The sequence below is a fragment of the Paenibacillus paludis genome (assembly GCF_042610515.1).
Classification (GTDB): Bacteria; Bacillota; Bacilli; order Paenibacillales; family Paenibacillaceae; genus Paenibacillus_AQ.
The window spans coordinates 32,984-45,911 of sequence record NZ_JBGJZP010000029.1 but is presented as its reverse complement, the minus strand read 5'-3'; the positions used below and the strand labels follow the sequence as shown (position 1 = coordinate 45,911).

8 protein-coding genes are annotated in these 12,928 nt (G+C 47.2%); 2 read left to right on the top strand and 6 right to left on the bottom strand.

Annotated features, from left to right (window positions below; genetic code table 11):
• Position 1: 1 nt before the first annotated feature.
• From ACAN56_RS32690 to ACAN56_RS32680, 3 genes are all read right to left on the bottom strand, one after another.
• Positions 2 to 1,543: an extracellular solute-binding protein gene (locus tag ACAN56_RS32690; protein ID WP_379147989.1), complete on the bottom strand. Its 1,542-nt coding sequence runs from the start codon at positions 1,541 to 1,543 to the stop codon at positions 2 to 4.
• A gap of 74 nt (positions 1,544 to 1,617) precedes the next feature.
• A complete protein-coding gene (locus ACAN56_RS32685) occupies positions 1,618 to 2,496 on the bottom strand; it encodes a carbohydrate ABC transporter permease (RefSeq protein ID WP_379147987.1) in 879 nt (292 codons plus the stop codon).
• A gap of 12 nt (positions 2,497 to 2,508) precedes the next feature.
• Positions 2,509 to 3,447, bottom strand: a complete 939-nt coding sequence (locus tag ACAN56_RS32680; protein ID WP_038587622.1) for an ABC transporter permease — start codon at positions 3,445 to 3,447, stop codon at positions 2,509 to 2,511.
• A gap of 233 nt (positions 3,448 to 3,680) precedes the next feature.
• Here ACAN56_RS32680 and ACAN56_RS32675 point away from each other — a divergent pair, with 233 nt between their 5' ends.
• Positions 3,681 to 6,008 (top strand): AraC family transcriptional regulator, encoded by a 2,328-nt coding sequence (locus tag ACAN56_RS32675; protein WP_379147985.1) that lies wholly within the window; start codon positions 3,681 to 3,683, stop codon positions 6,006 to 6,008.
• A 289-nt stretch (positions 6,009 to 6,297) separates the two neighbouring features.
• Positions 6,298 to 7,128: a helix-turn-helix domain-containing protein gene (locus tag ACAN56_RS32670; protein WP_379147983.1), complete on the top strand. Its 831-nt coding sequence runs from the start codon at positions 6,298 to 6,300 to the stop codon at positions 7,126 to 7,128.
• Positions 7,129 to 7,278: 150 nt separating this feature from the next.
• Here the strand turns inward: ACAN56_RS32670 and ACAN56_RS32665 are convergent, their stop codons facing one another.
• The 3 genes from ACAN56_RS32665 to ACAN56_RS32655 are packed head-to-tail and all read right to left on the bottom strand — an operon-like array spanning position 7,279 to position 12,903.
• Positions 7,279 to 8,622: a GH1 family beta-glucosidase gene (locus ACAN56_RS32665; protein WP_379147981.1), complete on the bottom strand. Its 1,344-nt coding sequence runs from the start codon at positions 8,620 to 8,622 to the stop codon at positions 7,279 to 7,281.
• A 5-nt stretch (positions 8,623 to 8,627) separates the two neighbouring features.
• Positions 8,628 to 10,205 (bottom strand): glycoside hydrolase family 43 protein, encoded by a 1,578-nt coding sequence (locus ACAN56_RS32660; protein WP_379147979.1) that lies wholly within the window; start codon positions 10,203 to 10,205, stop codon positions 8,628 to 8,630.
• A 34-nt stretch (positions 10,206 to 10,239) separates the two neighbouring features.
• A complete protein-coding gene (locus tag ACAN56_RS32655) occupies positions 10,240 to 12,903 on the bottom strand; it encodes a glycosylhydrolase-like jelly roll fold domain-containing protein (RefSeq protein WP_379147977.1) in 2,664 nt (887 codons plus the stop codon).
• Between the last annotated feature and the right edge of the window lie 25 nt (positions 12,904 to 12,928).

Sequence of the window (12,928 nt, the reverse complement as noted above, 5' to 3'; positions counted from 1 at the left end):
TCTATTTGGCTACTACCGCATCGATCTGCTTCTGAATCTCGTCCATTACCTTTTGACCGCCGACACCGAGAATCTTGTCCTTCAGCATTTCTTTGCCTTTATCTGCCGGCAGTACACCTTGGGACAGCGGCAGGAACACAGAATCGAAGAATGGCGTGGTCTTGGCATATTCGGTCTTGACCTGTTCGGCGTCAAAGCTGAATCCGGTGATGGGGCTTAAGTTGAAGAAATCAGCTGCGCCGGCCTTTTCAACCCATTCCTTGTCACCGGCCAGCATGTTGTCCGGAGTACGCTCCAGTGTTGGACGCCAGGTGAGCACAAACCCGGGGAATACATACGTAGAAAGCTGCTTGTAACTCGAATCGCCCACAGATTCCCAGTCTTTTCCTTCAACACCATACTCCAGCAGATCGTGATTTTCTTTAACCGACAGCCAATTGGCTACATCCATGACCAGCTCGGCATGCTTCGAAGCTTTGGGGATCGTGAGGAAGTTCCACTGCTGGTAATTGGAATACGGCTTGGAGGTCTCGTCGTGGGGAACCACCACTTCAAGCTCGGCTCCATCAATCTTGAGCGCGTCCAGATACTTCAGACCTTCTACGCCATCAGCCGCATAATAGGTTGCCGCATATTTACCCTGGTTGAATAAGGTCTGGGCATTCTGCTCCTGGGCAATATTCTTGGATAGGATGCCATCCTCATAATACTTAGTCGCCCGTTCAAAGGATTGGTCCAGCGTCTTGGCATCCCACGCTCCTACAACCTTCTTATTTTCAAGTGAATAATAGAACATAGGCACTAAGGTCTCAATATAGCTTACTTTCCCAGTATTTAAGGTATCATTAAATAATGCCGGAAGCTTGTCTGCTTTGCGGCCGTCGATTACAAACGGCTTAATCGTAGTTTCCTTTTCTTTGACGGTATACAGGAATTTCTCTACATCAGCTACTGTCTTCAGCTCGGGCATCCCGTATTTCTCACGCAGATCCTTGCGGATAACGAAGCCGTACAAGGTTCCCTGCACAGTCCCGAGTGGAATACCCATGATCTTCCCGCCAAATTTGTTGGCATCCCACATTTGATCGGGAATGGACTCCTTCAATTCCTTACGCGAAGCTACCATATCATCCAGCGGAATAATTGAGCCGCTGGCAATCATCTGTGACATCGATAACCACGGCGCATCCAGATACATGTCAAATTCCTCGCCTGCCGACATTTTAACCGAGACCGAATTACCATAATCGGACCAAGGGAGAAAATTGATATTTAACGAAGCGCCTACGTTGTCCGCTTTCAGCTTTTCATTGACTGCCTTGAGCACATCCTCGAAGCCAGAAGGCTTATCACCCGGGAAATATGCTTTTAATTCCACTGTCTCCTTCGGGCTGTCCGCTGAATTGCTCTGACCCTTGCCCTCTCCGTTTTTCGGAGTGTTTGCTCCGGTATTATTGTTCCCGTTTCCCCCGCAGCCGGATACAAGCATGGATAGTGACAGTACCGCAGCTATTGTGATGCTGAGCATTTTCTTTGATCTCATTTTAATAACCCTCCCCAATTCATAATAATGCTTATATGCAATAACCGGAAATCCGGTTGATGCCAGAAACTGGCTTACCCTTTGACTGCCCCTACCGTCAGCCCTTTGACAAAATATTTCTGCAGCATGGGATAGAGCAGGATAATCGGACCGATAGTCAGCACTGTCGTTGCCATGCGGACCCCGTAAGTCGGGGCCACGGTAGAGATTGCAGCGGAAGCCGGAATCAGATTTTTGGCCGCTTCCATATTAGAGACCATCCGGCGCAGTATCAGCTGCAGCGGGAACAGCTTCTCGTTATCGATAAACATCAGTCCCATGTACCAGTCATTCCAATAATAAAGCGCGTAGAACAGTCCCACTGAGGCCAGAATCGGCTTGGAGATCGGAAGTATAATCTGAAAGAACACTCTCATTTCATTGGCGCCGTCTATACGTGCCGCTTCCTCCAGCTCCTCCGGAACCGTTCTGAAGAAGCTTACTAGAAGGAATACAAGGAAAGGCTGGCAGAGCAGCGGAAGAATCAGCACCCAGATTGTATTTTGCAAATGCAGCCATTGGCTGACCACGATATAGAAGGGAATGATTCCTCCCGTGAACAGCATGGGCAGATAGCAGAAAAGTAAAAATGGAGTTTGCAGCACATTGCGCTTATTGGCCAGTGAATAGGCCAGCATGGCCGAAATACAGAGTGCAGTGATCGTACCCGCAACTGTAATGATTATGGTTATGCCATATCCATTGTATAAAGCGTCCGAGTGCAGGAGCGCCTTATATGCGGCAATCGAGAATGCTTTAGGGAAGAGCGTGTAGCCGTTCACAATCAGCTCACTCTCCTCTGTGAACGAACCGATGACCATCAACAGAAATGGAAGAATGCAGAATAGGGTGAACAAGATGAGGACAGCATAGGCAAAAATGCTAAATAAACGGTCGGACAACGTCTGTTTCAAGTGTTTTCCCTCCTAGAACAAAGCAGATTCTTTGGACATTTTACGCGTAACCGCATTGGCGATAATCACGAAGATAAGACCCATCACCGACTGGAACAAGCCCACCGCGGAGGACATCCCGAAATCATGAAGCTGCCGCATGGAACGGAATACGAAGGTATCAATCACATCCGTCGTCGGGTACAGCAGAGAGTTATCACCGATAATCGCATAGATCATGGCAAAGTCGCCGTTGAAGATTCTGCCTACCGACAGAAGGGTCATAATGGAAATGGTCGGAACAAGCAGAGGTAAGGTAATCCTCAGCATAATCTGCATTTTGGAAGCGCCGTCTATCCGTGCTGCTTCATATAAATCCTCGGAGATACCCGTAATGGCCGCCAAAAAGATAATTGACAAGTAGCCGGCTCCCTGCCACACACGGATAATCGTAAGGATCCATGGCCATAAGGCAGATTCAAACATCCAATTGACCGGCTCAAAGCCCAAATTCTGAATCCACGCATTGACAGGCGGAGATTCACCTCCCAGGAAGGATTGAACCAGCATGCCGATCACAATCCATGACATGAAGTAAGGAAGAAAAATCAGCGACTGCGAAATCCGTTTGAAATACTTATTGCGGATCTCATTGAACATCAGAGCAATAAGAACCGCTGCAAGTGTTGTAAAAACAATGAACAGCACATTCAGCAGCAGGGTATTGCGCAGGATGATCCAGAAGTCATCCGATGTAAAGAAATAGTTGAAGTTGCGGAAGCCTACCCACTCACTTCCGGTAATCCCTTTGGAAAAGTCATAATTCTTAAACGCAATAAGGATTCCGTAAATCGGAAAATAACTGAAGATAAGAAAGAAGAGCAATCCTGGCACCGCCATCCCGTATAAAAAAGGATTACGTGCAATTTGCTGCAGTTTGTAGCCTGCCCCGCGTTTCCGGACATTTGGCATTTCTGTGTACCCCCTCGTGAATAATTCGTTACAAGCTTTGTCTGGGAAAAACATACCAGGCTTTGATACTCCAGACCATTGCGGGAATTAACGATGTCTACTGTATGCATGAATCAGCGGACTTCCCAAAAGCATCACAGTTTCAGGAACCATCGATTGTCTTTATCAAAAGCAGCGATATGATACAATAAATCTGCCTTATCAATCCACAGAGATACAGACGGGGGTACAACATGCCTAGATTAAAACTATCCCGGTTGAATTTTTTGAAGCAACGCTCCACTTTTATCAAAATCATCATTTATTTTGTCAGCGCCAATATTATCGTACTGGCGGTTTCATTCATTGCCCTCTATTCTCTATCCTCAAAGACCCTGCTCAAAGAAATCGGCGACCACTCCGAGTCTCTGTTAGTCAATGGAGCCAAGAATACAGCGCAGCTCATGGAATGGTCTATCAATTACGCTTATTCCTCGAGCTCCGATGTCCAGATCGAGTCTTATGCGCTCTCAGAGCAGCACAGCGACCTGGACACCTATGCGGTTTGGAGCCGGCTGATGAACATCAAGAAGGGAAATCCATCCATCGATTCGGTCTATCTGATTAATGATTATACGCAGCAAATTATCGATTCCCGGCTGGGCGTGAATGAATTTGACAGCTTCTATGACCAGGAGGTATTACAGCGGCTGCGGACCCGGAAACTGACTGACGGAGCCTTTCTTATTCCCCGCACCCTTCTGCTGCCGCTGGAATCCGGCAAGGAGAAGAAAGTGATTACGGCTATCGTCCCCTATGAGACCGGCAAATCTATTTCCGCTTTCGTACTGAACGTCGATGCTGACAATATCATGACGCTGCTGCAGAAAAACAGCAATGTTCTGGAGACCAGTGTCTTTGTGCTCAATGACAAAAAAGAGCTTGTCTTCAGCACCGTGAAGCTGGACGCAGAACAGATACAAGAGTTCAGCCAGGCCGTGGAAAAGGAGACGAACGGCTGGAAGATCGTTAAGCCGCAGAAATCCCCGGAGCAAATGCTGGTCTACGCCAATACCTCCATCAATGGCATCCAAAACTGGAGATTTATCGAGACGATTCCCAAATCGATAATCTTAAGCAAAATCACATGGCTGCGGAATTTGACACTGTTACTGTTTGCAGGACTGTTTGCCGCTTCCCTGTGGGTGATCATTCTATTGTCGAAACGGGTGTATTCGCCAATCCAGGAGCTTGTTCACAATGTTATGGAGCAGCATCATGCGGAGCAGCTGGACGGGCAGAACGAAGCCAATGAGCTGGTGTATTTATCCCAGGTATTTGTCTCCCAGAATGAGCGGATCCATGAGCTGACCGAGCATGGGCGGAAGAACAAGTTTCTGGCCCGGGAGCGGTTTATACGTGAATTATTGGGAGGGCTTACCTTATCCATTGCGGAAATCCGCAACAATTGCAGCGAGCTTGGCATTGAACTGTCTGAGGAGGGAGTATCTGTAGCTATCTTCCGGATAGACCAGTTTGCTTCCTTTACAGTGCGGTATTCAGAGAAAGACCAGCGGCTGTTGCGCTTCGCCATGGCTAATATTATCCAGGAATCCCTGCAGACAGACGTTATAAAAGGGATTCTTACCGTTGATATGGGCAAAGATCATGTTGCAGTGATTCTCCCGGTTGGCAGGGGGCAATCTGCGGCTATGTATGCCGGGAAGCTTCAGCAGGCGCAGCGGCTGGTAGCACAATTTCTATCCATCGGAACCACAGTAGCCTGCGGCAAACATTTGGAGGGGTTGAACGAACTTCATGAGGGTTATATGGAGGCCTATGAGACGACCCAGGAGCGTTTCCGTTTAGGGCAAGGAGCATTTGTAATAGAGGAGTATGCAGATGCAAGCCCTGCCGAGCTGTATCATATGCCGCTGGAGCTGGAAAGGCAAATGGTACAGGCCATCCATAGAGCGGATGCTTCCGCCTTCCTTGACAGCCTGTATATGGCTATTTCTTCGCTTAGAGAACGGCCATACTTCGAATGCAAAATGTCATTAATCACTTTATTCATGGAAATCCGCCGCTCGATGCAGGAGATCACCCATCAACCCGTGCTGCCCAGCTCCTGGAGTCTGACCTCGGTAGAGAATCAGATTATTAAGCTCGAAACGCTTGAAGCCGTTGTGGAGTGGATGGCAGGAGTATCCGCCAAATTTCTGGATGAGATCGCAGCCGTCCGCAGTGTCTCAAGAAATGCCGGTCTGGTCGGGCAGGTTGAACAGCTCATCGAAGCACATCTGACCGATGCTAATTTGTCCGTTAAGATGCTCTCCGATGAGCTTGGCCTGTCGGTAAATTATATTAGAAATTTGTACAAGAACGAGACGAACCGCTCCATTACGGAAACGATATCCGAGAAACGTCTAAGCATCATCTGTGAGGAACTGATATCCAGCGAAGCGCCGATTGAGCCAATCGTACTGAAATATGGCTTTTCTTCATTAAATACCTTCTATATTGCTTTCAAAAAAAGATATGGCGTTACTCCGGCAGTCTACAGGAAATCCAATCAGAAATAGATCCGGGCCGTCTGTAGTGAAACCTAGCTGCCGCTTTCAGCGGATGGTCTATTTCTCCGGGATTGACGGCGACTATTTTGAACTTTCACCAACCAGATGATGCGTGTTTCTGTCAGAAGCAACTCATCCGCAGACAAGTCGCTTTCTAAACGTTCTATCGATACGCTTGATTATGTATTTCTTGATTCAACTGGTGGTTGAATATTATTAAAAATCAAATATGAAGTTATTGTACATCCCAGGTAATTCCAATAAAATTGGGTTACGTAAAGGAGCGTGAGGTATAATTATGAGGGAAAAACTAGCAAGAAATATAAGTACATACCGCAAAGAGAAGGGATTTACCCAAGAAGAACTTGCACAAGTACTTGGGATTTCTTTTCAAGCAGTATCCAAATGGGAGAACGCTCTGACAATGCCTGATATTTCGCTGCTGCCCCAGTTATCAAGAACCTTGGAAGTAAGCATCGATAAGCTTCTTGGGTATGTGTCGCAGAACCGGCCAATTACTATTTATGAGGAAGCATATAAAACTCAGGAATATTACTGGGGGACGGAACCGAATAAAGTTTGTTATCAAGTGCTGCAACTTATGCCTCCTACCAAACATTTGAGATTACTGGATATTGGCTGTGGCGAGGGAAAAGACGCCGTGTTCTTTGCCCGTAATGGATATGATGTTAGCGCATTTGATGTTTCGGACGCAGGTATTGAGAAAACGAAGAGACTTTCTGAAAAAACCGGTGTTCATGTTAATGTATTTAAGGCAGATATTTGTGACCACCGTTTGGATACACATTTTGACATAATCTATTCAAGCGGTGTTCTAAACTACATAAAGCCGGAATTCCGTAAAGAAATCTTTGATAATTATAAGCAGTTTACCAATGAGAACGGCTTACATGTCTTTAATGTATTTGTACATAAGCCATTTATTGCTCCGCCGCCTGAAAAAGAACCAAGTTCTTTTAAGTGGTACTCTGGAGAACTGCTCACACATTATCACGACTGGCTGATTAAGGATAGTCCGGAAATTGTTTTCGCCTGCAATTCATCAGGCGTTCCTCACAAACATGCCATGACTAAATTGATTGCACAAAAGATACACATGTTAGGCTAAAAGCACTGGATTATATTAAAGTGAACAACACTCCTCATTTATGATGCCGCGAATTGAACATTTGACTCAAAAAGTTACAAATAATCTATACTGACAAAAAAACACGCAGTTTGGCTGCGTGTTTTTGAATTCCTGCAATATGTCCTAATTTCAAACCTCCAGCCACCCGTTGGCTATCACTTTTTTATACCAGAAAAAGCTGTCTTTTGGGGTTCGTATTAACGAATTGAAATCTACATGAATTAATCCGAAACGCCTGCTGTAGCCATCAGCCCATTCAAAATTATCCAGTAAGGACCAGGCCATATACCCTTTCACAGGGACACCGGCTTTCATTGCCCTGTTTAACTGAGTTAAATGCTTGCTCAGATATGCAATACGCTTGGTATCCTCAACTTTTCCCTGGATTGGCTCACCATCATAACAGGCCCCGTTTTCCGTGATATAGATTGAAATCGGACCATAGCGCTCCGTAATGTGGAGGAGTACCTTGTAAAGACCTTCAGGGTAAATCGGCCAGTTAAAATCGGTTCTTTCATAACCTTCATCTATATCCTCAAGCTCAAACAAGCCGTTATCCTTCTGATAACGTCCCAGTGAGCCCATATAATAGTTGATTCCAAGAAAGTCGATAGGTTGCTTAATATCTTCCATATCCCCAGGCTGAATTTTCACCTTCGCTCCCCCGGCCTCAAAAACTTCAGTCATAAATTCAGGATATTCGCCTTTAAAAATAGGATCCATAAACCATTCTACCATCCAGCCTATTCTCCGGCGGCATGCATCCATATCCTCCTGCGTAGAGCTAAACGGTTCACGCCAGCTTACATTCGGAGCATAGCCGATTTGCCCGGGAATCTCCAGCTTCCGGAACAGCTTCACGGTTCTGCCATGTGCGATCATCAGATGATGGGCAACATCAAGCGCACTCTGCAGATTTTTTTCTCCGGGCGCCAGGTCTCCAATGTAGTAGGCTTTGAAAGACACACACCAAGGCTCATTGAAGGTAGTCCAGTATTTGATTTTCCCCTGGAATTGCTTGAACATCTCTCTGGCATACCAGACATAAGCATCAATAGTGTCACGGTTTTTCCATCCTCCTGTATCCTGAAGAGCTTGAGGAAGATCCCAATGATATAAGGTGCAGAAAGGTTCAATTCCGTTTTCAAGCAGCTTGTCCACCAGATGGTGATAGTAATCCAGCCCTTCCTTGTTAAGCTCTCCCGTGCCATCGGGGAAAACTCTGGACCAGGATATGGAGAACCGGTAGGTGCGCAGCCCGAGCTCCTTCATATAAGCAATATCTTCTTCATAACGGTGATAGCTGTCACAAGCGACATCCCCGTTGTCACCATTACGGATATTCCCTGGAGTATGTGCGTAAGTATCCCAAATCGACAGACCTCGTCCGCCCTCATTCCAGGCTCCCTCCACCTGATAAGCTGCTGTTGCTGCTCCCCAATAAAAATCTTCAGGAAACTGTATTATAGACAATCTGATCACTCTCTTTCCTTATAGATAAAATAATCAAAATCGGCATGCTGCCGGGTGCCTCCCAAATCCTGCACACACACTCCTACGAATGTACCGGTAAAACGCAACGGCTCCGTAGCTTCATCCGAAAGATGCAGAATATTGATCTCTCCGCCAATAGAACACCAGTTGCCAGCTTCAATTGCATAGTAGAACTGCAGACTATCCCGATTCACAACAGCCTTTAAACGGACCGGACTGGAATCCGGCAACTGCAGATCAGCCGCGAGGAGCTCATCGTACACTCCATGCTTCGATTGAATAATCCCGATCACTCTGCCGTGCTGCTCAAGATGTGTAATCCTTAAGTACACATAATCCTCAGTGTTGTAATAGAGGATCAAGCCGGCCATTTGCTGAAAGCTCTCCGGCTCAAATTCGATTGCCGTCTCTGCTTCCATACAAAATGATTGCTGCCGGCGGGCAACCAGACTCTGCCTATGGCAGGAGCTTAAAGATTCCATTCCCTTTAACCGCAGGAAGCCTTGCCGCTCACTGAGCGAGAGCCAGTCCGGCTCCGGCGGAATCCGCAGGGTGTTCCACTGCTGACCCAACAGGGGGGCATCGAAATCATCCCGCTCCGGTTCCGGCATAAACGGGTGAAGCGGCAAGTCTGGAGCCTGCACTGCAGCAGTAGGAGCGTTACCTCCCCCTTCCAGACGAAGCCAGCCTTCCCCGTCCCAGTAACATTTCTGCAGCGCTGTTTCCCTGCCCAACGTACAATGATGACCGTCCACCGGCCTTGCACATAAATGGGCCATGTACCATTCCCCATTTTGGGTTTCAACTAAAGAAGCGTGCCCTGCTTTTTGCAGTGTCAAACCGGATTTATTATTGCTGGTCAGCACCGGATTAAGCGGATCAATTTCGTACGGCCCAAGCAGAGAAGTGGATCGCGCGACAGTAACAGCATGCTGATACCGGGTTCCGCCTTCCGCAGTAATCAGATAGTAGTAATCGCCCTGTTTATACAGATGCGGCCCCTCCGTAAATCCTATTTCAGTTCCTTCAAAGATTGTTGTGGCCGGACCAACCATTCTTTGCTCCTCCTGCGAATATTCCTGAATGACAATGCCTCCGAACTTGTTCTTCCCCTTCCGGAAATCCCATAACATGTTGAGCAGCCATTTCCGGCCGTCATCATCATGAAATAAAGAGGGATCGAACCCGCTGCTGTTCAGATATACGGGTTCCGACCATGGACCTTCTATATCTGCTGCTGTCACCAGGTAGTTGTGCGTGTCCTTAAATGCACCTTTATGGGACTTAACATCTGTATAAATCAAATAGAAGAGACCGTTATCATAAGTCAGGCAGGGTGCCCAGACACCGTCGGAATCTCCGTTCCCCTGCATGTTCAGTTGTGATTTCCGGCTCAATGGCCGATTTAGCAATCTCCAGTGAATCAGGTCCTTGGAATGATGAATCTGTACTCCCGGGAACCACTCAAAAGTGGAGGTGGCAATATAGTAATTGTCTTCTACACGTACAATAGACGGGTCAGGGTTGAATCCGCGCAGTACGGGATTGATAATGGCCTTCATCTAAATTCCTCCTCATCAGGTCTCGTTAATGAGTTCAGTTGCCGGACAGCGGTGTAATGGTCACAGGACCAATAAGACCGCTAGGCTCTTGCTGGGAGAAGGAGGACAAGAAGTCCCGCTGGTCTTTAACTAGCGTATTCGTAATCTCGATAACCAGACTATTGGTTCCTTGGCGAATTGAACAAGCTATCTCCATACGATAAGGTGGGCAGAGATTGATACCTACGTGTTCACCGTTAATCCATACTTCTGCTGTTTCATAGACCTCGCCTAGTTCAAGCAATGCGCTGTTACAGGAAGCGTTCCACTCAAATTCCGTCTCATAACGGAACGTGCCGGAAAAGCTGGGCAGATCACCGGGACCGCTCATATTCTTCAATGTGGTTAATGTCCCCCACTCCCTGAACTGCGGATAATGATCGGCATCAGCAATGGAAACCGTCCATTCTCCTTTTAATTCCAAGCTTGAACCCGCAGCTATCTGTGGCGCACAGGCAGGATAATCTTTAAGGGAAGGCCCATGCAGCAGGATAATGGATTCATAAGGATGTAGAACAAGCTCGACCGTTCCGGCACCAGACTGCCCAATTGGCTCCAGCCTTTTTATCTTATTAAGAAAAGCATTATAGGCATAAACATCTCCTTGAACCGGTAGAACAATCTTCGTGGATATCATCTGATTCGGGCTCTCGTTAAAAAACATAAAAACATCTAAATCATCATGAGTATAGTGATAATTCCGGAGATAGGGCTCGTATTGCTGGGCTTTGACATCATAATATCCGTCTGCGGTAAGATTTTGCGCAAGTTCTCTTAATTCGCAAGTTTTCACATCCGGATGAGTTGAAAGCAGTGCCAGTTCACCGGATACATCGATACCTTCACTTGAGCGTTCCGGCAGTCCGTCAACAAAACGAATAGATAAGCCCTGCTCAGCGAATTGGAGCAAACGTTGTATCATCGCCGCCGGGAGTGCTTCCGCATAAGGTACAATCAGGCAGCAATAATCCTCACGATTAACATGCAGCTTGTTATCTTGGACATATGCCGCCTCCAGAAGAGTATCAACAGGAACAACTTCACAATCGATTTGATGCTGCATCAATACCTTAACCGGCTTATGAAAGTACATTGCGCTACCTGACCATTCAGCTTCAGCGTGGTAAACAACGGCTGCAGATGCCACATGTGTACCACCTGAGATGAGGTGACTAATCCGGTTGATGTACTGGTTCAGATAGCCATAGTAGCGGTACTGCGGATTTTTTCCGCCCGCATACATATGCGGCGGACAATCCGGCTCCGGAAAAGCTTTTTGGGTAAACGCATGCGGGACAAAATGGTTGACGCCGCGAACGAGCATATGGTCTGTGAGCCACTTCATCAGCTTTAACCCTTCCGCCCAGCCATACGCCCCATACACTTCACACATCGTCCGGCCTTGTTTCTTCGGATCAATATGCCCGAGCGACACACCAAGCTTAGCGAGGCCATAGTGGTAGAATTCACTATCCGTCTCTCCCCCTGTTGGCTGGCGGAAAGATAATTGATCAAAGCCGGGAACAATTTGCCACAGCACCACATCAAGGCCGGACATATCTTGTCCCCAGAGTGAGCGGAAGAAGTGTCCGGTGCCGGGACCAAGCCTTGCATGCACGTTGTTGTCTTCAAGAACATGTCCGATGTATTCTACCCCGCGGGCTCTGCACCACTCTCCGATTTGATTGCAGAAATTCTCTGCATAAAGCTTACTGACGATATTCATATATGTGTACCGGACTATGTGCGATTGTTCCCCCGCATCATGCCAGAGAAGATACAACTGTGCAGGGTAGTCCTCACCCAACGCCTGCTTAAGTAAGGCTGGCATTTCACTGCTCCAGGGAAGCGGCACTCCTTGTTTTCCAGGCCTTGAATTGAAATCGAAGGTCGTCTTATCATTATAAAATCCGGGTTCGTCTGAAAAGAATCCGGCAAATGTCTTGCCGAAATCTGCTTTATAGCGTTCATAAACAGGTTCATAGACCGTATCAAGCAGAATGCGGACTGAATCCCGGACAAGCGGATTCAGATAATCTTCCTGCTCCTTGCTGCCGCCATCCTTATTTTCTGAGATAATAAATACCCGCCAATATCCTTCAGGGATGTCCCAATAAAGGGTACCTTCATGTACAAATTCAGTGATATCGACACATTCATTGAGTAATGCTCCATTGGCTGGGTCACGGCGGACAGCAACCACTGAGATCAGCTTATTTAAGCCATTGGCATTGTGGCGCAAGGAAAATGTCGGCCGGAGTCCGGTCATCAGCAAGGTATCGAGCAGCAGAGAAGTGCCCTTGGCAGGACCCATGGTATCGATATAACGTTCACCCAAAAATTTACGCTGAAGCTCCTCCGGAGCCTCCTTCACCTTGCCTGCCGCATGTCCCGTAGGAAAATGATCGTCATCCAGCAGCCATATCTTCATTCCCCGCGTTCGCGCCTCATCCATGATAATATCCATATCCAGCCACCACTTCGGTCCAAGAAAATCAGGATGAGGCCGTGCCTCAACGCACAACGCCCCGATTCCGGATTCATGGACACGGGCGATTTCTTCCCGGATTACTGCTTCTTCTTCCCCATGCTGCCAGAGAAAAGGAAGAATATAATTGTGCTGCTTACCTTGCAGCACTTCCGTTAAACGACTGCTCATGTTTACCTCCTGCATTATCTAGTTC

Coding starts and splice junctions, on each gene's coding strand:
- ACAN56_RS32690 (WP_379147989.1), bottom strand. CDS start 1,543: ATGAGATCAAAGAAAATGCTCAGCATCACAATAGCTGCGGTACTGTCA.
- ACAN56_RS32680 (WP_038587622.1), bottom strand. CDS start 3,447: ATGCCAAATGTCCGGAAACGCGGGGCAGGCTACAAACTGCAGCAAATT.
- ACAN56_RS32675 (WP_379147985.1), top strand. CDS start 3,681: ATGCCTAGATTAAAACTATCCCGGTTGAATTTTTTGAAGCAACGCTCC.
- ACAN56_RS32670 (WP_379147983.1), top strand. CDS start 6,298: ATGAGGGAAAAACTAGCAAGAAATATAAGTACATACCGCAAAGAGAAG.
- ACAN56_RS32660 (WP_379147979.1), bottom strand. CDS start 10,205: ATGAAGGCCATTATCAATCCCGTACTGCGCGGATTCAACCCTGACCCG.
- ACAN56_RS32655 (WP_379147977.1), bottom strand. CDS start 12,903: ATGAGCAGTCGTTTAACGGAAGTGCTGCAAGGTAAGCAGCACAATTAT.